We start from the raw sequence: 19,620 nt of genomic DNA on the forward strand, positions 1-19,620 counted from the left end.
AGAGGGCGTTGTGCCTCACTGTGGCAGGAGGGACGGGGCCGCTAACGGCTCCGTATGGATGGACGTGAAGCGATACTTCCGTGGGCCGGTCATGTGGATCGTGCTGGCCGTCCTCGCCGTGGTCGTGTTGATGCAGGTCGTCGGCTCGTCCGGCGGCTACAAAACGGTGGACACCGGTCAGGTCGTCAAGGCGATCGCTGACAACAAGGTGAAGTCCGCCGAGCTGACGACCGGTGACGAGAACAAGATCAAGGTCGAGCTGTCCGGCTCCAACAAGGTCGACGGCTCCAACAAGATCCAGGCGAGCTACATCGGCGACCAGGGCGTCGATCTGGCGAAGAACCTGCAGGCCAAGTACCAGACTGGCGAAATCAAGGACGGGTACACCGTCTCCCCGTCGAAGCAGAACCCGTTCGTCGGTGTGCTGCTCTCGCTGCTCCCCTTCGTCCTCATCGTGGTCGTCTTCCTGTTCCTGATGAACCAGATGCAGGGCGGCGGCTCCCGGGTGATGAACTTCGGGAAGTCGAAGGCGAAGCTGATCACCAAGGACACCCCCAAGACGACCTTCGCGGACGTCGCCGGGTCGGACGAGGCCGTCGAGGAGCTCCACGAGATCAAGGAGTTCCTGCAGGAACCGGCCAAGTTCCAGGCCGTCGGCGCCAAGATCCCCAAGGGTGTGCTGCTGTACGGCCCGCCCGGAACGGGCAAGACCCTGCTCGCGCGCGCCGTCGCCGGCGAGGCGGGCGTCCCGTTCTACTCGATCTCCGGCTCCGACTTCGTCGAGATGTTCGTCGGTGTCGGTGCCTCCCGGGTCCGCGACCTCTTCGAGCAGGCCAAGGCGAACGCCCCGGCGATCGTCTTCGTCGACGAGATCGACGCCGTCGGCCGGCACCGCGGTGCGGGCCTGGGCGGTGGCCACGACGAGCGTGAGCAGACCCTCAACCAGCTCCTGGTCGAGATGGACGGCTTCGACGTCAAGGGCGGCGTCATCCTGATCGCCGCCACGAACCGCCCGGACATCCTCGACCCGGCGCTGCTGCGCCCCGGCCGCTTCGACCGGCAGATCGCCGTCGACCGTCCGGACCTGCAGGGCCGCCTGGAGATCCTCAAGGTCCACCAGAAGGGCAAGCCGGTCGCGCCGGACGTCGACCTCTCGGCCGTCGCCAAGCGCACCCCCGGCTTCACCGGTGCCGATCTGTCGAACGTCCTGAACGAGGCCGCGCTGCTGACGGCCCGGAGCGACGAGAAGCTGATCAACAACCACTTCCTGGACGAGGCGATCGACCGCGTCGTGGCCGGCCCGCAGAAGCGGACCCGGATCATGTCCGAGAAGGAGAAGAAGATCACCGCGTACCACGAGGGCGGACACGCCCTGGTCGCGGCGGCCTCACCGAACTCCGACCCGGTCCACAAGATCACGATCCTGTCCCGCGGCCGGGCCCTGGGCTACACCATGGTCCTGCCCGACGAGGACAAGTACTCCACCACCCGCAACGAGATGCTCGACCAGCTGGCGTACATGCTGGGCGGCCGCGCGGCGGAGGAGCTGGTCTTCCACGACCCGACCACCGGTGCCGCGAACGACATCGAGAAGGCCACGGCCACGGCCCGCGCGATGGTCACGCAGTACGGCATGACCGAGCGGCTCGGCGCGATCAAGTTCGGCACCGACAACTCCGAGCCCTTCCTGGGCCGTGAGATGGGTCACCAGCGCGACTACTCCGAAGAGGTCGCCGCGCTGGTCGACGAGGAAGTCAAGAAGCTGATCGAGACCGCGCACAACGAGGCGTGGGAGATCCTGGTCGAGAACCGCGACATCCTCGACAACCTCGTGCTGACGCTCCTGGAGAAGGAGACGCTCAACAAGGAGGAGATCGCCGAGCTCTTCAAGCACGTGGTCAAGCGCCCGGCCCGCCCGGCGTGGACCGGCTCCTCGCGTCGTACGCCCTCCAGCCGCCCGCCGGTGCTGTCGCCCAGGGAGCTGGCCCCGGCCAACGGCTCCGTGACGACGACGGCCACCGTCTCGACGGAGAAGGCGGAGGCTCCCGAGGAGCCGCGCACGGAGAGCTGACCTCCCCGGGCCATCCGGCCCCCGGAATAAATGCCGCGCCCCTCAGGTTTAGCCTGGGGGGCGCGGCATTTCGCGATTCCACCCGCGAGGCTGAGCGGGCGCAGAAGGAACGAGGCACCACATGACCGACCCTGTGACGCTGGGCGTCGACGGCAAGATCGGCACGTTCGACGAGAAGCGTGCGGAGAACGCCGTTCGCGAGCTGCTCATCGCGGTGGGCGAGGACCCGGACCGCGAGGGGCTGCTGGAGACGCCGGCGCGGGTGGCACGGGCGTACAAGGAGATCTTCGCCGGCCTGTGGCAGAAGCCGGAGGACGTGCTGACGACCACCTTCGACCTGGGCCATGACGAGATGGTGCTGGTCAAGGACATCGAGCTGGTCTCCAGCTGCGAGCACCACCTGGTGCCGTTCGTCGGCGTGGCGCATGTCGGCTACATCCCGTCCACCGACGGCAAGATCACCGGTCTGTCGAAGCTGGCCCGGCTGGTCGATGTCTTCGCCCGCCGTCCGCAGGTCCAGGAGCGGCTGACGACGCAGATCGCGGACTCCCTGATGGAGATCCTGGAGCCGCGCGGCGTGATCGTCGTCATCGAGTGCGAGCACATGTGCATGACAATGCGCGGGGTGCGCAAGCCGGGTGCCAAGACCACGACATCGGCCGTCCGCGGCCAGCTGCGGGACGCGGCGACGCGGGCCGAGGCCATGAGCCTGATATTGGCGCGCTGACGCCCCGGGGCGTCTCCGTCGCGGCGGGTATGTGCTCCGCCGCGACGGCTTGGGCCGTCAGGCCTTCAGGTGGTTGCCCATCCACTGCAGGGCCGCCGGGATCTCGCGGCGCCAGGTGTTGAAGTTGTGCCCGCCGCTGTCGAGGATGATCGACGAGATACGGGTGGGCGACTTCGTCTGCTCGATGAAGCGCAGGGTGTGCTGGTAGTTGCTCTCGCCCTGCTTGCTGCTGGTGACCAGCAGGTTCACCGGCGGAGCGGGCGTGTTGCGCTGCCGCCACAGCAGGTTGTTCTCCAGCTCCAGCCGCTTGCTGCCGCCGAAGAGCGGGCCGGTGGTGGCGTCCAGCGGCGCCTTGTACGAGCCGGAGAGCGAGACCGCCGAGGAGTACGCCTCGGGGTGGCGCATGGTCATCTTCAGCGCGCAGTAGCCGCCGGTGGAGTCGCCCATGACTCCCCAGCTCTTGGCCTCGCGACCTATTCGGTAGTGCTCGGAGATATCCGCGCGCAGGTCCTTGGTGAAGAACGTCTCGGTCTGCGGGCCGTTCGGTATGTCGACGCACTCGGTGTCGCGGGGCGGCGCCACGGTCGGCCGCATCATCACCAGGACGGTCGGCTGCATCTTGCGCTGTTTGAGCAGCTCGTGCTGGGTCTGCGGGAAATGCAGCTTCTTGTACAGGGCCTCCGCCGTGCCCGGGTAGCCCGTGAGCACCAGCGCCGCCGGGAATTTCTTGTTCGCGTATTTCTTCTGGAAGTACTGCGGCGGCAGATACACGAATGCGGTGCTGGCGATCCTGGAATGCTCGCCCTGGATCAGCACCTTGTCGATCCGGCCGGCGGCCGCCGGCCGGGAGCCGTTCTGCACGCTGATGCGCTCGGTGCCCAGCATCCGCAGCTTGGTGCCGTTCGGCCCGGTCTGGTAGTTCGTCACCACGCCCGGCTCCTGCTCCTGGCCGAAGAGATCGGCCCAGGACGCGTAGAAACCGAAGGAATTGTTGGCGGACAGGCCGACCGCGGCGAACACGGAGAGCTGGGTCGCCAGCAGGAGTCCGACGCGCCCCAGGACGGCGCGCCAGTTCCCCTTGGACAGGCGCGGCCAGAGCCAGATGGTGAGGATGAAAAGTGCCACCGCGACGAGGACGGCAAGAAGCAGCACTTTCTTGCTGGTGAGACCCATGAGGTGCTTTCTTCCGGGCGGCCGGGCCATCCCCGTGCCGCTATGGGAACCCCGAGCCCTGAAACGCCGTCATACAGGGCGCAAAAAGTCCAGATGCTGCGACAAGGCTCGCACGTTCTCTCGACCGGGGCGACGGGAAAGTGATGTCTGACAGGCTAGATGGCGAAAAGTCGGGGAAGGTTGCGTGGCGCACGCCACGCTGGCTCCGTGGCCCGCGTCCCGAGTCGGTGCCGGGGGTCGTCGGAACGGCCGGAGTGATCGTCGGCCTGTTCAACCTGGCCGCCGGGGTGTTCCCGCGGTTCCGGCACAGCCGGGTGCACGCCCTGGCCGAGGTGCTGCCGGGCGCGGTGAGCCCGCTGGCGGCCGCCGCCTCCATCGTCGTCGGCATCCTGCTGCTCCTGCTGGCCCATGGACTCAAGCGGCGTAAGCGGCGGGCCTGGGGCGCGGCCGTGGCGCTGCTCCCGGTGGGGATCGCCGCTCAGCTGGTGTACCGCCACTCCGTCTTCGGAGCGCTGCTCTCGCTGGCGCTGCTGGTGCTCCTGGTGTGGCACCGGCGGGAGTTCGCGGCACTGCCCGATCCCCGCAGCCGCTGGAAGGCGGTGGCCAACTTCGTCGTCCTCGGCGGCGCCGGCTTCGCCATCGGCATGGTGATCGTCAGCTCCCACCCCCACAAGATCGTCGGTTCGCCGTCCTTCTGGGAGCGCGCCCAGCACGTCCTGTGGGGCCTGTTCGGCTTCGAGGGCCCGATCGGCTACACCCACCAGGTCGACTACACCGTCGGCTACTCGCTCGGCGCGCTGGGCCTGCTGACCGTGGCCACCACCGCGTACCTCGCCTTCCGCCCCGAGCACCCGGCGGCCCGGCTGACCGACGAGGACGAGCAGCGGCTGCGCGAGCTGCTCGCCCGGCACGGCGCCCGGGACTCGCTCGGCTACTTCGCGCTGCGCCGGGACAAGGGCGCGGTCTTCTCCCCGTCGGGCAAGGCCGCGGTCTGCTACCGGGTGATCTCCGGTGTGATGCTCGCCAGCGGCGACCCGATAGGCGACGTCGAAGCCTGGCCGGGCGCCATCGAGCGCTTCATGGAGGAGGCGCGGGCGCACTCCTGGACGCCGGCGGTCACCGGATGCAGCGAGACCGGCGGCCAGGTGTGGACCCGGGAGACCGGCATGGACGCCCTGGAACTGGGAGACGAGGCCATCGTGGACGTGGCCGACTTCACCCTCTCCGGGCGCGCGATGCGCAATGTGCGCCAGATGGTCAAGCGCATCGAGCGCAACGGCTACGAGACCCGGGTGCGGCGGGTGCGCGATCTGGATCCGGCCGAGCTGACCCGGATCCAGCAGGCCGCCGACGCCTGGCGGGACACCGACACCGAGCGCGGCTTCTCCATGGCGCTGGGCCGGATCGACGCCGTGGCCGACGGCGACGCGGTGATCGCCACCGCGCATCTGCCCGCCGCCGAGGGCGAGGAGGCGGGCCCCTACGGGGATCTGAAGGCGATGCAGCACTTCGTGCCGTGGGGCGACAACGGGATCTCCCTGGAGCTGATGCGGCGTGACCGCAGCGCCGACCCCGGCATGAACGAACTGCTGATCGTCGCCGCCCTGCAGGCCGCACCCGACCTCGCCGTCAAGCAGGTGTCGCTGAACTTCGCGGTCTTCCGCTCCTCCCTGGAGCGCGGTGAGAAGCTCGGTGCGGGTCCGGTCATCCGGATCTGGCGGGGGATGCTGATCTTCCTGTCCCGCTGGTACCAGATCGAGTCGCTCTACAAGTTCAACGACAAGTTCCGGCCACGCTGGGAGCCCCGCTTCGTGGTCTTCCGCAACAGCCGCGACATCCCCCGCATCGGTTTGGCGGCGCTCCAGGCCGAGGGCTATCTGGAGCTGGGCCTGCCGCGCGTACTGCGCCGCCGGAACGCCGCCGGGCCGCGGCCGTGCGCGCACACCGTGGAGCCGGTCCACACGGCGGGTGCGATCGAACGGGCCGCCTGACGGGCACCCGGCCCGGCCGCCGGGCAGGGCGCCCCGCCCGGGGCCACGACGGCCCGGAGGCGGGCGCGTACCGGCACGCGACGGCCGCAATCCGGCCGGTCGGCACACGGCCTACGCTGGTGCCATGAGTACCTTGCGTGGCCGGGTGGCCGGACTGCCGGACTGGGACCGCTGCGCGGTGATGGGCGTCGTGAACGTGACGCCCGATTCGTTCTCCGACGGCGGCGAGTGGTTCGACACCGAACTCGCCGTCAAACACGGTCTCGACCTCGTGGCGCAGGGCGCCGACATCGTCGACGTGGGCGGCGAGTCCACCCGGCCGGGCGCGGCGCGGGTGGACGAGGCCGAGGAGCTGCGCCGGGTCGTCCCGGTCGTCCGGGAGCTGGCCGCTGCCGGTGTGGTGGTCTCCGTCGACACCATGCGCGCCTCGGTGGCCGAGCAGGCGGTCGAGGCCGGGGCGCGGCTGGTCAACGACGTCAGCGCGGGCGCCGCGGACCCGGCGATGGTGCCGGTGGTGGCCGCCCACCACGTCCCGTTCGTCGTGATGCACTGGCGCGGCCAGTCCATCGACATGAACAACCGCGCCGTCTACGGGGACGTGGTCGCGGAGGTCGTCGACGAGCTCGCGCAGGCCATGGAGCGCGCGGTGTCCGGCGGCATCGACCCGGACCGGATCGTCGTCGACCCGGGGCTGGGCTTCGCCAAGGAAGCCGGGCACGACCTGTCGCTGGTCGCCCATCTGGGGCGGCTGCGGGCGCTGGGCCGGCCGCTGCTGGTGGCCGCTTCGAGGAAACGGTTCCTGGGCAGGGTGCTGGCGGGCGGCGAGGGAGCCGCCCCGCCGCCGGCCCGGGAGCGGGACGCCGCGACGGCGGCGGTATCGGCGATAGTGGCGCGAGAGGGGGCCTGGGCGGTGCGGGTGCACGAGGTCAGGGCGAGCGCGGACGCGGTACGGGTGGCCCGTGCCGTGGAGGGTGCGGCGGTGTCCGTCCATGGGGGCGCGGCCGCTGCCGGCGGGACGACGGCGCAGACGACGGGAACGGTGTGAGCGGCTTGGGCCCGCAGACGGACATCGAGCTGGTCGAGCAGGCGAACACGACCCTGTACGAGACCATCGAGCGCGGCGATCACGAGGCGCTGTCCGAGCTGTGGCTGGACGGTCAGGTGAGTGTGGTCCACCCGGGGTGGCCGGTGTTGCGCGGGCGCGGCGAGGTGCTCCGCTCGTACGCCCTGATCATGGCGAACACCGAGTACATCCAGTTCTTCCTCACGGACGTGGAGATCGACGTCATCGGCGACACCGCGCTGGTGACCTGCACCGAGAACATCCTCAGCGGCGGGCCCGCCGAGGACGACGGCTCGGTGGGGCCGCTGATCGGCCAGCTGGTCGTCGCGACCAATGTCTTCCGGCGCACGGAGGACGGCTGGCGGGTGTGGTCGCACCACGGCTCGCCGGTGCTGGCGGACCGCGAGGACGAGGAGGACGAGGAAGGGGAGGGCGAGGGCGACGAGGACGCCCTGTGAGCGCGTCCGCGCGCGTGCCCCGCGTGTACGCCCGCTGAAAGGGCTCTGCCAAGGGGGGCCGGGCGGGGCGGCGTGTGAGCCTTGCCATGGCCGCCCGCCCTTGCGCTCAGGGCGATGGCCTGCGCAAAGCGTCAGCGGCGGGCGTCAGCGACCCGGGCGAGGGCGCACCCGTTCGAGCCAAGTGCGGCACGGGTAGGGGTGGGGCGCGGGCAAGGGGGTAAGAGGCCGCGCGGACGATCTCCCTGGCCCGCGGGCGCGCCGCGTCTAGCAGCAGGTCGGGGTCTTGTCCATAGCCCCCGTGGGCGAGGACTGTCGGTGCTCGAAGGTAGATTCGATGGCGGGGCAGTGTTGCCGGATCGCTCCGGCGCCTGCCCGGAACCGACGATCAGTGGCGCCAGAGGTGCCGTGGACCAGTGGGAGTGATTCGCGTGGATCGTGTCGCGCTGCGTGGGCTTAAGGCCCGGGGCCACCACGGGGTTTTCCCCCGTGAGCGCGAGGAAGGCCAGACCTTCATCGTCGACCTGGTCCTCGGTCTGGACACCCGCCAGGCGGCAGCCTCCGATGATCTCGCGAAGACCGTGCACTACGGGGTCGTGGCCGAGGAGGTGGTGGCCGTTGTGGAGGGCGAGCCCGTGGACCTCATCGAGACCTTGGCGGAGCGCATCGCCGACCAGTGCCTCAAGCACGAAGGCGTGCAGGAAGTGGAGGTGGTGGTGCACAAGCCGGACGCGCCGATCACCGTCCCCTTCGACGACGTGACCATCACCATCACTCGGAGCCGAGTATGAGCAGCAGTGACCCGACCGTACAGCCGGTGCCCGCCTCGGTGGTGGAGCAGGTTGACGCCGCCGACGTGACGCTCTCCAACCCCAAACGCGCCGTGATCTCCCTCGGCAGCAACCTCGGCAACCGCCTGGAGACCCTCCAGGGGGCCGTCGACGCGCTGGAGGACACCCCCGGCCTGCGGGTCAAGGCCGTCTCCCCGGTGTACGAGACCGAGCCGTGGGGTGTGGCGCCGGGCAGCCAGCCGTCGTACTTCAACGCCGTGGTGCTGATCAAGACGACGCTGCCGCCGGACTCCCTCCTGGAGCGCGGACACGCCATCGAGGAGGCATTCGAGCGGGTCCGCGACGAGCGCTGGGGCCCGCGCACGATCGACGTGGACATCGTCGCCTATCAGGACGTCCTCTCCGACGACCCGCGGCTGACGCTGCCGCACCCGCGCGCCCATGAGCGGGCGTTCGTGCTGGTGCCGTGGCACGACATCGACCCCGAAGCGGTGGTCCCCGGGCGCGGCGCGGTGGCCGAGCTCCTCGCGTCGATCGGCCACGCCGGCGTGGCGCCGCGGGCGGATCTGGAACTGCGGCTGCCGGAGTAGCCGTTAGGGTTGCGGGTCGGTTCCCCGCGGGAGGCATGCGTACGGAACGGACAGCGCGGCCATAACGGCAAGATGGTCGTGACGGCAGGAATGGTCATGACGGTGCGAGGGGCGATCGCTCGGTGAAGCAGCTACACATCAAGGTGCTGGTCGGGCTGTTTCTGGCGGCCGGGGTGCTGGCCTGGGGCGGCGCCCGGCTGTGGGACTCGTTCGGGACGCTGCCCAGCGTCCCGGTGGCCGCGCCGATCGTGCTGGCCCTGATCGCCGCGGTGCTCGCCGCCACCGCCCTCTCGCTCCGCTCGCGGCTGCGCGCCCAGCGCGAGCGCCGGCCCGGCGCGAAGGGCGTCGATCCGCTGGTGGCCGCCCGGGCGGTGGTCTTCGGGCAGGCGAGCGCGCTGGTGGCGTCGCTGGTCGCGGGCCTCTACGGCGGCGTCGGCGTCTTTCTGCTGACCGCCGGGCTCGATGTCGCACCGCGCCGGGACCAGGCGATCTACGCCGGTCTGTCGGTGGTCGCCGGAGCCGCCGTGGTCGCCGCGGCGATCTTCCTGGAGCGGGTGTGCAAGCTGCCCGACGACGAGGGAAACGGCGGGGTGGACGCCGCGGCGTGACACCGCCGCGGCGCGACGTCGGCCGCGGTCAGGCCCCCGCGACCGGGACCGTGTCCAGGGACACCTCGCCGCGCGGGAGGTTCGCGGCGTCCGCGGCGGTGGAGCGGCGCAGCCCGCCGTGCAGCCCGGCGGGCGTCAGAACGCCCAGATGACGCTCGCCGTCGCGGACCGCGACCCAGCCGGCGTCGTGCTGCAGCATCGCACTGAGCGCGTCCTTGAGCGGAGCGCCCAGCGGCAGCCAGGCGTCCATCCGCCGGGCGTGCTCCCTGACGGTGCCCCTGGGGGCGTTCTTGTCGAGACCGCGGCCGGCCGCCGGGCCGCCCGCCGCGCCCGTGAGCGCCGAGGCCGCCACCCAGCCGTACGGTGACCCGTCGGCCTCCAGGACGACCGCCCACGGCGCGCCCTCGGAGGCCAGTTGCTCGGCGGCGCGGGCCGCGGGGTCGTCGAGGCGGACGACCGGCGGCTGTTCGAGGTCGCCGGGGTCGACGGGGGTGACGGAGAGCCGCTTCAGGCCCCGGTCCGCACCGACGAACCGGGCCGCGTACGGGGTCGCCGGGGCGCCCAGCACCGTCGCGGGGGTGTCGAACTGCTCGATGCGCCCGGCCCCGTAGACCGCGATCCGGTCGCCCAGCCGGACGGCCTCCTCGATGTCGTGGGTGACGAACAGGACCGTCTTGCGCAGCGTGGACTGCAGCCGCAGGAACTCGTTCTGGAGGTGCTCGCGGACGACCGGGTCCACGGCGCCGAAGGGCTCGTCCATCAGCAGCACCGGCGGATCGGCGGCCAGCGCGCGGGCCACGCCGACGCGCTGGCGCTGACCGCCGGAGAGCTGGTCGGGGTAGCGGTCGCCGTACGTCGAGGGGTCCAGGCCGACCAGGTCGAGGAGTTCGGCGGCGCGGGCCCTGGCCTCGGCCCGCGGCCGGCCCAGGAGGTGCGGGACGGTGGCGGTGTTGTCCAGAACGGTCTTGTGGGGGAAGAGCCCGACCTGCTGGATGACATAGCCGATGCGGCGCCGCAGTTGGACGGGGTCGACGGCGGATATGTCCTCGCCGTCGAGGAGGATGCGGCCGCTGGTGGGCTCGACGAGCCGGTTGACCATCTTCATGGTGGTGGTCTTGCCGCAGCCCGAGGGGCCGACGAGCGTGACGAGTTCCCCCTCGGCGACCTCGAAGGTGAGATCGTCCACGGCTTTCGTACCGTCGGGGTAGCTCTTGGTGACGTGCTCGAAGCGGATCATGATTCCCCCTTGTCGACGGGCCCATTGTGGCCGGGGCCCTGTGAACGCGGTGTTGCGCGCGGATGGCGATGCGGCCGGTGAGCTGCGGGAGCGGGCCGATTGTCAGTGGTGGGGGTTAGGGTCGCAGACAGCCATCGCAAAGGTGTGCGACGGGGTCGGGGGAGGTGACGAGCCATGAGCGGCAGTGCCGCCGGGCCGAGCTGTCTGGTGACGAACGACTGGATCTGCGGTGAGTATCTGCGCACCCGCAGCCAGGAGTTGGTGGACGCGACGGTCCAGCACATCGGCATCACCGCCGTGTCCGTGGCGATCGGCCTGCTGATCGCCTTTCCGCTGGCGCTGCTCGCCAGGCACCGCCGGGGCGCGGCCGGGCCGGTCCTGGGACTGACGACGGTGCTGTACACGGTCCCGTCGTTGGCGATGTTCGCCTTGCTGACACCGGTGTTCGGGGTCTCCGCCGCGGTGGTCGTCACGGGCCTGGTGCTGTATTCGCTGACGATCCTGGTGCGCAACATCCTCGCGGGCCTCCAGGCGGTGCCCGCCGAGGTGCGGGAGGCCGCCCGCGGGATGGGCTACGGCCCCGCGCGGCTGCTGTTCGAGGTGGAACTCCCACTGGCGCTGCCCGCGGTGGTGGCCGGCCTGCGGATCGCGACGGTCTCGACGGTGGCGATGACGACCGTCGGCTCCGTCGTGGGGTACGGCGGCCTGGGGAATCTCATAGCCAGCGGCATGGAGGGCTTCTTCAAGGCGGAGGTGCTGACGGCGTCGGTGCTGTGCGTGCTGCTGGCGCTGGTGGCCGATGTGCTGCTGATGGGCCTTCAGCGGCTGCTGACGCCCTGGACGCGGGCGCGGGCCCGGGCGGAGTCCCGTGCGCGGCGCGGCGCACGGACGGCGAAGGCGGTGGGCTGAGCATGGGGGCGATCGCGGATGCCTGGCAGTGGCTGACGACGGCGGCCAACTGGGCGGGGGAGAAGGGGGTGTGGCACCGGCTGGCCGAGCATGTCTGGCTCAGCGCGCTGTGCCTGCTCATCGCCTGCCTGATAGCTCTGCCGGTGGCCTTGTATCTGGGGCACATCGGCAAGGGCGGCGCCCTCGCGGTCAACCTCTCCAACGTGGGCCGCGCGGTACCGACGTTCGCGATCCTGGTGCTGCTGACGCTCAGTCCGCTGGGGCGGCACGGGGACTGGCCGACGGTCATCGCGCTGGTGCTGTTCGCGGTGCCGCCGCTGCTGACCAACGCCTATCTGGGCATGCGGGAGGCGGACCGCGATGTGGTCGAGGCGGCGCGCGGGATGGGCATGTCCGGGCCGCAGCTCCTGGTGCGGGTCGAGATACCGCTCGCCTATCCGCTGATCATGACCGGTCTGCGGTCGGCCACGGTCCAGGTGGTGGCGACCGCGACGCTCGCCGCGCTCGCCGGCGGCGGGGGCCTGGGCCGGATCATCACCGCCGGCTTCGGCAACTACGACACCGCCCAGGTCGTCGCGGGCGCCGTGCTGGTGGCCGTGCTCGCCCTGGCCGTGGAGGGCGTACTGGTCCTCGCGGAGCGGCTCCTGGACCCGATGCGCGGGCGGCGCCGCGCCGCGCGGACGGCATCGCGTACGACCAGGGGCGCGGGCGAGGGACAGGGCCGCGGCACACCGGCATCGGCATCGGCACCCGCCCCGTAGGACCGGAGCCGACCCGACCGGGCCCTTCACCAGCCGACCAGGCCCCTCACCACTTGACCGAGCCCCTCACCACTTGACCGACCCACCCGAACCGAACGACCCGAACCCGAACCCGAACCCGCCGGACCCGAGCGGATCCGAACGGACTGATTGGTGGCATCCATGAGCAGCAAGTCGCGCGCGGCCCGGACCGCGCTTGTCGCGGGCACCGTCGTCGCGCTGGCGGCCGGACTGGCCGCGTGCGGTGGCCAGAGCCTGGAGGAGAAGGGCGGCGGCAGCGGCAAGGGAGGCAAGGGCGAGCTGGTCATCGGCTCGGCCGGTTTCACCGAGTCGAAGGTGCTCGCCGAGATATATTCCAAGGTCCTCGCCGACGCCGGATACCGCACCCGGGTGCAGACGCTCGCCAATCGCGAGCTGTATGAACCGGCCCTGGAGAAGGGCCAGATCGATGTGGTTCCGGAATACGCCTCCACGCTCGCCGAATTCCTCAACGCGAAGAAGAACGGCAGCAAGGCGAAGCCCGTCGCCTCCAGTGACGTCGACAAGACGGTCACGGCGCTGAAGAAGCTCGCCGGGCCGCGCGGACTCAAGGTCCTGCCGGCGGGCGGAGCGACGGATCAGAACGCGTTCGCGGTCACCAAGGAATTCGCCGCCGAGCACAAGCTGAAGACCCTCTCCGACCTCGGCAAATCGAAGCAGAAGATCAAACTCGCGGCGGGCGAGGAGTGCGAGACCCGGGTGTTCTGCAAGCCCGGCCTGGAGAAGGCGTACGGCATCGACATCACGGGCCTGGACCCCAAGGGAGTCGGTACCCCGCAGGCCAAGCAGGCGGTCAAGGACGGCACCGACCAGCTGGTGCTCACCACGACCACGGACGCCACGCTCGACAACTTCGGCCTGGCGCTGCTCAAGGACGACAAGAAGCTCCAGAACGCCGACAATGTGCTGCCGGTGGTGAATGCCAAGAGCGCAGGTGACAAGGAGATCGAGGCCGCCCTCGGGAAGGTCGTGAACGCGCTGACGACCGAAGATCTGATCGACCTGAACCGCAAGGTGGATGCCGAGCGGCTCAAGCCCGCGGATGTCGCGCAGGCGTTTTTGGAGTCCAAGGGGCTGCTCAAGAAGTAACCAGCGTGAAACGGATTGGCGGGCGGGGCCCCATAGGCCCCGCACGCACGGTAAGTTTCTGGCCATGCCACGAGGACGCCACCGCCATTCACCACCCCTCCACCGGCTGCTTCCTCCCTCGACGGTCGCCGGTGCGTCAATCGCCTGCGCCGCGGGCGCGTGGTTTGTCGGCGACGACCTGGTGCAACGGGTGCTCGCCGCGGGCGCGGCGGCCGCCGCACTGACCGGCGCCGTCCTGCTGCGGACCTGGGACCGCAAGGCCGGCCGACGGGTCGCCGAACTCACCCGCGCCCGGGTGCGCGACGAGTGGCGCACCGAGGAGCGGATAGCCGAGCTCGAAACGGACGTCGAGGAGTCCCGCGAGCTCCGCGCCGCCCTGGACACCAAACTGCGTGCCAAGCGGGCCGAACTGGCCCGGCTGCGCAGCGAGCACGCCGAGCTGCTGCGCCGCTACGCCACCGCCGAGACCGAGCGGGCCAGCGCCCTGGAGGGTCGCCGGCTGCTCGCCATAGAGGCCGCCGCCCCGGCCAAGGCGCTGCCGGCCGTCGCCGACACCGTCCCGGCCCCGCGCGAGCCCGCCACGACCCCGGGACGCCCGGCCGCGGACCGCCGGGGCCCGACCGCCGCCCTGTACGCGCAGGCCGACCGGGCGCTGGGGCGACTGGCCCGCAACGCCGCCCGGCAGCGCGCCGCGCAGAACTCCACGGGTACGCCGCAGGCCGGCGACCGGGCAGCGGCGGCCGCCCCCGCCGGGGGGTCCGCCGACGGCGCCGCCCGGAGCGACCGGACCGGCCAGGGTGCCCAGGACGGTGAGAACGGCCGGGGGAACAGCCAGGCGGCCGCCGCCGAGCGTACGGGCGACGCCCGCCACGCCCGTACGGCCACCGCCGCCGGACCCGCGCTCCGCCCCGTCCCGGCCGCCGCCACCGCCGTCGCCCCGCAGCGCCCCACCGCATCCCGAGAACTGGGCGGCTTCGACTTCTTCGGCAACGCGGCCGCCGCCGGCCCCCGGGAGCTGCCCGCGCCGCTGGAGGACGATCTGGCGGACGTCGTCGGCGACGAGGCACTCGCGGAGCAGTCGGCCCGTGCGAAGGCCCGTGAGGCGCGTACACAGGCGCGCACGGGCGCTCCTGCGGAGCTGACCGCGGGGAGCGCCGAAGCGGCCGCCGAGAAGGACGGCGAGCCGGCCGCCGAGCCGGTCGCGGACGGCGAGACCACCGCCGGCGCGGGCGAGGTCATCGACCTCACCGCGCACGACGAGACCGAGCAGCTCGACCTCGGCGCGCTGCGCAGCGCCATCTCCTGACCGCCTCGGTCGGCACATCCGGCAGGTCGGCCCCGGAGCCCTCACAGGCTCCGGGGCCGACCCCTTTCGGGTGACCTTGGCGGCCGTCCACAGGGTGTGGACGAGACGGGCGAGCGCCCGGCGGGGGGACGCCTCCCGGAACGGCGCCCAGTGAGGGGGACGACCCCCGGAGCGGCGCCCGGCGGCGGGGACGACCCCGGCGCCGCGCCCACCGCCCCCGCTACTGCGCCTACTTGTCGATATCGCCCACGACGAAGAAGAGCGACCCGAGAATCGCGACCATGTCGGCGACCAGCGTCCCCGGCAGCAGCTCCACCAGCGCCTGGATGTTGTTGAACGACGCCGAGCGCAGCTTGAGGCGGTAGGGGGTCTTGTCGCCCTTGGAGACGAGGTAGTAGCCGTTGATCCCCAGGGGGTTCTCGGTCCAGGCGTACGTCGCGCCCTCGGGCGCCTTCAGGACCTTGGGGAGCCGCTGGTTGATCGGCCCCGCGGGCAGCTCGGCGATCCGGTCCAGGCAGGCATCGGCGAGATCGAGCGCGTTGTGGCTCTGCTCCAGCAGGCACTCGAAGCGCGCCAGGCAGTCGCCCTCCTGGCGGGTGACGACCCTGAGCGCGGACTCCAGCTCCCCGTACGCCAGGTACGGCTCGTCGCGCCGCAGGTCGAAGTCGACACCGGAGGCGCGGGCGATCGGCCCGGAGACGCCGTACGCGTGCACCGTCTCGGGGGCGAGCACGCCGATGCCCCGCGTACGGCCGCGGAAGATCTCGTTGCCCAGGACCAGGTTGTCGAAGACGTCCATACGGGAGCGCACATCGGCGACGGCGTGCCGGGCCCGGCCGAGCCAGCCGGCCGGCAGGTCCTCCTTGAGGCCGCCGACGCGGTTGAACATGTAGTGCATCCGGCCGCCGGAGATCTCCTCCATGACGGTCTGGAGCTCCTCGCGCTCACGGAACGCGTGGAAGACGGGGGTGATACCGCCCAGCTCCAGGGGGTACGAGCCGAGGAACATCAGATGGTTCAGCACGCGGTTCAGCTCGGCCAGCAGCGTCCGCACCCACACCGCGCGCTCGGGCACCTCCATGCCCAGCATCCGCTCGACGGCCATCACCACGCCCAGCTCGTTGGAGAACGCCGACAGCCAGTCGTGCCGGTTGGCGAGCATGATGATCTGGCGGTAGTCGCGCGCCTCGAAGAGCTTCTCCGCGCCGCGGTGCATGTAGCCGATCACCGGCTCGGCGTGCTGGATCCGCTCGCCGTCCAGGACGAGGCGCAGCCGCAGCACACCGTGCGTGGAGGGATGCTGCGGGCCGATGTTCAGCACCATGTCGGTGCTCTCCGCCGCGCCGCCGATGCCGACCGTCGTCTCCGTCATGGGAACAGTCTCGCAGCACCCGGTAGCCGCCTCTCAGGCGTCCCACCCCTTGGGCCGCTCAGCTGTTCCACCCCTTTGGCCCCTCAGGCGTCCCACCCTTTGAGCAGCCCCGCGCACTGCCCGCCCACCGGCTCCAGGAGCCAGCCGAAGCCGCCCAGGCCCGCCGGATCGGTCAGCTCCGCCGCCGCACCCGCCGCGCTCAGCGCCCGTAGATAGCCGCCCGGGTCCGTGCCGGCCAGGGCGAGCGGCGGGCGCCGGCCGTCCACCCCCAGGGCGTGCAGCGCCTCGCGCTGGGTCAGCCGCTCCGCCGACGGGCCGGCGCAGGCGTCCAGCGCGACATGGGCGGTGATATCGCAGCTGCCGTCCGGGACGGGGGGCACCTCGCGGCCGTCGCGGAAGCCGGTGAGGGTGCCGAAGGGCGGGCGGCCGCCCCGTTCGTGGGCGTAGTCGGCGGCGACGGCGAGCCCGGCGCGCAGCGAGCGGACCGCCCGCGCCCAGGCCACGTCCCGGGGCCGGCCGATCTCGGCGCGCAGCCCGGGGGAGCCGGCCTCGGCCGCGGCGTCCTCGGAGGCGCTCAGCGGCGGCGCCCACCACCGGCGGAGCCACTCCGCGTCCGCCCCGTCGACCGGCTCGCCCAGCCGCTCGGTGCCGTCGGGACGGACCAGGACCCGGCGCGGCACGCCGTCCGCGTCCGTCTCGACGACGTCGACCGGCACATTGTCGAGCCACTCGTTCGCGAACAGCAGCCCGGTGACCGAGCCGGGCGCGGGCAGCTCGGCCAGCCAGCCGATCCGCCGGTCCAGGCCCTCGGGGCGGGCGGCGCGCTCCACGGCGTACGGATGCAGCCGTGCGGCCACCTCGTCGGGCAGCGCGGCCAGCACCCCGGTCAGCAGCTCGCCGCGCCCGGCCCCGACATCGATCAGCGCCAGCTCGTCCGGATGGCCGAGGGCGGCGTCGACGCGGCACAGGAGCGTGGCGACCGCACCGGCGTAGAGGGGGGAGGCATGGACGGAGGTACGGAAGTGGCCGGCCGGGCCGGGGCCGCCGGGCCGGGTGTAGAAGCCGTCGTCCGCCCCGTACAGCGCCCGCTCCGTCGCATCCCGCCAGCCGCACCACTCGTTCGTCACCTGCCCCACGGTACGGGCGGGCGCGGGCCTCCGGCCGACCGGGAGACCGCGGATCGGCCCGCGCGGAGATCGCGCGGAGATGTGGAGATCGTCCTTGGGTCCACCACATTCGGCGCAGAGAGTCTCCACCTTGCGGAGTAGGCCGGTCGCACAGGATCGCTCCTCCGGTTGACCCGTACACCTATCCGGCCTGCCTACGCTGGGTTACGTGCAGCGCCTCTACGACTTCCTCCGCAGGCACCCGACGGGAGTGGACACCTTCTGGGCCGTCCTTCTCCTCGGGTTCAGCGGGCTGTGGCTCATGTCCCAGACCGTGGGCACCGAGCAGATCATCGCTGCGATCTTCACAGTCGGCCTGTGCCTCGTCATCGCGCTGCGCCGCCGGGCCCCCGTGAAGATGCTGCTGCTGACCGCCGCCATCGGCGTCGGCCAGCTGGTCTTCGGAATCCAGACCAACCCCGGTGACTTCGCGATGTTCGTGATCACCTACACCGTCGCCTCCGGCCCCACCATCCCCCGCTGGGCCTCCCGCTGCGCGCTCGCCGGCGCCCTCCTGGGGCCCGCCATGTCCCTGTGGCGCTTCTCGAAGGGGCCCGACAGCCGGCCGGTGTGGGAGATGGCGTTCTTCACCGCGCTGCTCACCGTGCCCTTCGTGCTGGCCTGGGTGCTCGGCGACTCCATGCGCACCCGCCGCGCCTACTGGGCACAGCTGGAGGAGAAGGCCGCCCGGCTGGAGAAGGAGCGTGAGGCGCAGTCCCGGATCGCGGTCGCCGCCGAACGCGCCCGGATCGCCCGTGAGCTGCACGACGTCGTCGCCCACAACGTCTCGGTGATGGTCGTCCAGGCCGACGGCGCCGCCTACGTCCTGGACACCGCCCCCGAACAGACCCGCCAGGCCCTGGAGACGATCTCCGGTACCGGGCGCCAGGCACTGGCCGAGATGCGCCGCCTGCTGGGCGTACTGCGCACCGGCGAACAGCCCGAGAGCGGCGAGTACGTCCCCCAGCCGGGCGTCGAGCAGCTGAGTGATCTCATCGACCAGGTGCGCGGAGCGGGACTCCCGGTCGACTTCCGGATGGAGGGCGAACCGCGCCCGCTGCCCAGCAGCGTCGAACTGACCGCGTACCGCATCGTCCAGGAAGCGCTCACCAACACCCGCAAGCACGGCGGCCCCGATGTCGGCTCCACCGTCCGCCTCGCCTACAAGGACGACGAACTCGACCTGCTCGTCGAGGACGATGGACGGGGCGCCCAGCACGAGCTCTACGAAGAGGGCGGCGCGGACGGCCTCGGGCACGGCCTGATCGGCATGCGCGAACGGGTCGGCATGGTCGGCGGCAGCCTGACCGCGGGCCCCCGGCCGGGCGGCGGCTTCCGCGTCACCGCCGTACTGCCGCTCAAACCGGAGAGATGAGCGGCGCCTGCCGGCCCGCCGCGGTCCGCACCGCCGCCGCACCCGCCCCGCCCAACGCCTCGACCCCGTACGCTCGGCCGCCCCACTCTCCTGTCTGAAGGGACCCACCCGCCATGACCATCCGCGTGATGCTCGTCGACGACCAGGTGCTGCTGCGCACCGGCTTCCGGATGGTGCTCGCCGCGCAGCCCGACATGGAGGTCGTCGCCGAGGCGGGTAACGGCGTGGAGGCCCTGGAGGTGCTGCGCTCCACCAAGGTCGACGTGATCCTGATGGACGTCCGTATGCCGCATCTGGACGGCGTGGAGGCCACCCGCCGGATCTGCGAGGGCGGGCAGAAGGAAGGCGCCCCGAAGGTGCTCATCCTGACCACCTTCGACCTGGACGAGTACGCCTTCTCCGCGCTGAAGGCCGGTGCCAGCGGCTTCATGCTCAAGGACGTGCCGCCCAACGAACTGCTCGCCGCCATCCGGGCCGTGGAGAGCGGCGACGCGGTCGTCGCGCCGTCCACCACCCGTCGGCTCCTCGACCGCTTCACGCCGATGCTGCCCGCCACCGGCGCCGAGCCGTCCCGGCCCGAGCTGGAGCGGCTGACCGACCGCGAGCGGGAGGTGCTGCTGCTGGTCGCCCAGGGCCTGTCGAACGGTGAGATCGCCGCCCGGCTGGTGTTGTCGGAGGCCACGGTCAAGACCCATGTCGGCCGGATCCTCACCAAGCTGAGCCTGCGGGACCGGGTCCAGGCGGTGGTCCTCGCCTACGAGACGGGGCTGGTCCGGGCGGGCGGGACGGGCGGAGCGGGCGCGTAGCGGGAGGGCCGGGGCGCGTGGCGGGAAGCTCTGGGCGGGTAGCGGGTAGCGGGTAGCGGGTAGGGGCCGGTCCCTTGACGGCGGGGCCGGG

Annotated in this window: 18 protein-coding genes; 14 read left to right on the forward strand and 4 right to left on the reverse strand. The window is 71.7% G+C overall.

Going from position 1 to position 19,620, the window contains the following annotated elements; genetic code table 11:
• Positions 1 to 58: 58 nt before the first annotated feature.
• Together ftsH and folE are read left to right on the forward strand one after the other, a co-directional pair.
• Entirely contained in the window at positions 59 to 2,071 is a 2,013-nt protein-coding gene (gene ftsH / locus ACZ4NB_RS17865; RefSeq protein WP_467662517.1) for an ATP-dependent zinc metalloprotease FtsH, read from the forward strand.
• Positions 2,072 to 2,192: 121 nt separating this feature from the next.
• Positions 2,193 to 2,798, forward strand: coding sequence for a GTP cyclohydrolase I FolE (gene folE, locus ACZ4NB_RS17870; RefSeq protein WP_467662519.1), 606 nt, complete (start codon positions 2,193 to 2,195; stop codon positions 2,796 to 2,798).
• A gap of 57 nt (positions 2,799 to 2,855) precedes the next feature.
• On the opposite strand, the gene ACZ4NB_RS17875 is transcribed toward folE, so the two are convergent.
• A complete protein-coding gene (locus tag ACZ4NB_RS17875) occupies positions 2,856 to 3,971 on the reverse strand; it encodes an alpha/beta hydrolase (RefSeq protein ID WP_467662521.1) in 1,116 nt (371 codons plus the stop codon).
• Positions 3,972 to 4,114: 143 nt separating this feature from the next.
• Here ACZ4NB_RS17875 and ACZ4NB_RS17880 point away from each other — a divergent pair, with 143 nt between their 5' ends.
• The 6 genes from ACZ4NB_RS17880 (at position 4,115) to ACZ4NB_RS17905 (ending at position 9,469) form a co-directional block, all read left to right on the forward strand.
• Complete coding sequence (locus ACZ4NB_RS17880; RefSeq protein ID WP_467662523.1) at positions 4,115 to 5,962, forward strand: phosphatidylglycerol lysyltransferase domain-containing protein; 1,848 nt, start codon at positions 4,115 to 4,117, stop codon at positions 5,960 to 5,962.
• 124 nt (positions 5,963 to 6,086) lie between these two features.
• Positions 6,087 to 7,007 carry a dihydropteroate synthase gene (gene folP / locus ACZ4NB_RS17885; protein ID WP_467662524.1) on the forward strand — a complete coding sequence of 307 codons (921 nt, stop codon included), beginning with the start codon at positions 6,087 to 6,089 and terminating at the stop codon, positions 7,005 to 7,007.
• Positions 7,008 to 7,012: 5 nt separating this feature from the next.
• Positions 7,013 to 7,483 (forward strand): nuclear transport factor 2 family protein, encoded by a 471-nt coding sequence (locus ACZ4NB_RS17890; RefSeq protein ID WP_399150779.1) that lies wholly within the window; start codon positions 7,013 to 7,015, stop codon positions 7,481 to 7,483.
• Positions 7,484 to 7,911: 428 nt separating this feature from the next.
• Positions 7,912 to 8,271, forward strand: coding sequence for a dihydroneopterin aldolase (gene folB / locus ACZ4NB_RS17895; RefSeq protein WP_393498688.1), 360 nt, complete (start codon positions 7,912 to 7,914; stop codon positions 8,269 to 8,271).
• Positions 8,268 to 8,861 (forward strand): 2-amino-4-hydroxy-6-hydroxymethyldihydropteridine diphosphokinase, encoded by a 594-nt coding sequence (folK, locus tag ACZ4NB_RS17900; RefSeq protein ID WP_467662527.1) that lies wholly within the window; start codon positions 8,268 to 8,270, stop codon positions 8,859 to 8,861. Before folB ends, folK begins: the two co-directional genes overlap by 4 nt.
• 122 nt (positions 8,862 to 8,983) lie before the next feature.
• Positions 8,984 to 9,469 (forward strand): DUF3180 domain-containing protein, encoded by a 486-nt coding sequence (locus ACZ4NB_RS17905; protein WP_399150781.1) that lies wholly within the window; start codon positions 8,984 to 8,986, stop codon positions 9,467 to 9,469.
• A gap of 28 nt (positions 9,470 to 9,497) precedes the next feature.
• On the opposite strand, the gene ACZ4NB_RS17910 is transcribed toward ACZ4NB_RS17905, so the two are convergent.
• Positions 9,498 to 10,706, reverse strand: coding sequence for an ABC transporter ATP-binding protein (locus ACZ4NB_RS17910; protein ID WP_467662529.1), 1,209 nt, complete (start codon positions 10,704 to 10,706; stop codon positions 9,498 to 9,500).
• A gap of 174 nt (positions 10,707 to 10,880) precedes the next feature.
• On the opposite strand from ACZ4NB_RS17910, the gene ACZ4NB_RS17915 reads away from it, so the two are divergent.
• The 4 genes from ACZ4NB_RS17915 to ACZ4NB_RS17930 all read left to right on the forward strand — a co-directional run bounded on the left by ACZ4NB_RS17915 (position 10,881) and on the right by ACZ4NB_RS17930 (position 14,810).
• A complete protein-coding gene (locus ACZ4NB_RS17915; RefSeq protein WP_467662530.1) occupies positions 10,881 to 11,615 on the forward strand; it encodes an ABC transporter permease in 735 nt (244 codons plus the stop codon).
• 2 nt (positions 11,616 to 11,617) lie between these two features.
• Positions 11,618 to 12,376: an ABC transporter permease gene (locus tag ACZ4NB_RS17920; protein WP_467662532.1), complete on the forward strand. Its 759-nt coding sequence runs from the start codon at positions 11,618 to 11,620 to the stop codon at positions 12,374 to 12,376.
• A 162-nt stretch (positions 12,377 to 12,538) separates the two neighbouring features.
• Complete coding sequence (locus ACZ4NB_RS17925; RefSeq protein ID WP_467662534.1) at positions 12,539 to 13,504, forward strand: ABC transporter substrate-binding protein; 966 nt, start codon at positions 12,539 to 12,541, stop codon at positions 13,502 to 13,504.
• Positions 13,505 to 13,568: 64 nt separating this feature from the next.
• Positions 13,569 to 14,810, forward strand: a complete 1,242-nt coding sequence (locus ACZ4NB_RS17930; RefSeq protein ID WP_467662536.1) for a hypothetical protein — start codon at positions 13,569 to 13,571, stop codon at positions 14,808 to 14,810.
• A 229-nt stretch (positions 14,811 to 15,039) separates the two neighbouring features.
• Here ACZ4NB_RS17930 and ACZ4NB_RS17935 read toward each other — a convergent pair whose 3' ends face one another.
• Together ACZ4NB_RS17935 and ACZ4NB_RS17940 are read right to left on the reverse strand one after the other, a co-directional pair.
• Positions 15,040 to 16,182, reverse strand: a complete 1,143-nt coding sequence (locus ACZ4NB_RS17935; RefSeq protein ID WP_467662538.1) for an NADH-quinone oxidoreductase subunit D — start codon at positions 16,180 to 16,182, stop codon at positions 15,040 to 15,042.
• An 83-nt stretch (positions 16,183 to 16,265) separates the two neighbouring features.
• Positions 16,266 to 17,309, reverse strand: a complete 1,044-nt coding sequence (locus ACZ4NB_RS17940) for an SAM-dependent methyltransferase (protein WP_467662540.1) — start codon at positions 17,307 to 17,309, stop codon at positions 16,266 to 16,268.
• A gap of 208 nt (positions 17,310 to 17,517) precedes the next feature.
• Between ACZ4NB_RS17940 and ACZ4NB_RS17945 the strand changes: the two genes are divergently transcribed.
• Entirely contained in the window at positions 17,518 to 18,723 is a 1,206-nt protein-coding gene (locus ACZ4NB_RS17945) for a sensor histidine kinase (RefSeq protein ID WP_467662542.1), read from the forward strand.
• A gap of 113 nt (positions 18,724 to 18,836) precedes the next feature.
• Positions 18,837 to 19,529 carry a response regulator gene (locus tag ACZ4NB_RS17950; RefSeq protein WP_467662544.1) on the forward strand — a complete coding sequence of 231 codons (693 nt, stop codon included), beginning with the start codon at positions 18,837 to 18,839 and terminating at the stop codon, positions 19,527 to 19,529.
• Positions 19,530 to 19,620 lie beyond the last annotated feature (91 nt).

The organism is Streptomyces sp. NPDC026575, from assembly GCF_055567415.1.

Excerpts from the sequence above, each read along its gene's own strand:
- folK (WP_467662527.1), top strand. The coding sequence starts at position 8,268 with ATGAGCAGCAGTGACCCGACCGTACAGCCGGTGCCCGCCTCGGTGGTG.
- ACZ4NB_RS17915 (WP_467662530.1), top strand. The coding sequence starts at position 10,881 with ATGAGCGGCAGTGCCGCCGGGCCGAGCTGTCTGGTGACGAACGACTGG.
- ACZ4NB_RS17925 (WP_467662534.1), top strand. The coding sequence starts at position 12,539 with ATGAGCAGCAAGTCGCGCGCGGCCCGGACCGCGCTTGTCGCGGGCACC.
- ACZ4NB_RS17880 (WP_467662523.1), top strand. The coding sequence starts at position 4,115 with ATGTCTGACAGGCTAGATGGCGAAAAGTCGGGGAAGGTTGCGTGGCGC.
- ftsH (WP_467662517.1), top strand. The coding sequence starts at position 59 with ATGGACGTGAAGCGATACTTCCGTGGGCCGGTCATGTGGATCGTGCTG.
- folP (WP_467662524.1), top strand. The coding sequence starts at position 6,087 with ATGAGTACCTTGCGTGGCCGGGTGGCCGGACTGCCGGACTGGGACCGC.
- folE (WP_467662519.1), top strand. The coding sequence starts at position 2,193 with ATGACCGACCCTGTGACGCTGGGCGTCGACGGCAAGATCGGCACGTTC.
- ACZ4NB_RS17930 (WP_467662536.1), top strand. The coding sequence starts at position 13,569 with ATGCCACGAGGACGCCACCGCCATTCACCACCCCTCCACCGGCTGCTT.
- ACZ4NB_RS17910 (WP_467662529.1), bottom strand. The coding sequence starts at position 10,706 with ATGATCCGCTTCGAGCACGTCACCAAGAGCTACCCCGACGGTACGAAA.
- ACZ4NB_RS17920 (WP_467662532.1), top strand. The coding sequence starts at position 11,618 with ATGGGGGCGATCGCGGATGCCTGGCAGTGGCTGACGACGGCGGCCAAC.
- ACZ4NB_RS17875 (WP_467662521.1), bottom strand. The coding sequence starts at position 3,971 with ATGGGTCTCACCAGCAAGAAAGTGCTGCTTCTTGCCGTCCTCGTCGCG.
- ACZ4NB_RS17950 (WP_467662544.1), top strand. The coding sequence starts at position 18,837 with ATGACCATCCGCGTGATGCTCGTCGACGACCAGGTGCTGCTGCGCACC.
- ACZ4NB_RS17935 (WP_467662538.1), bottom strand. The coding sequence starts at position 16,182 with ATGACGGAGACGACGGTCGGCATCGGCGGCGCGGCGGAGAGCACCGAC.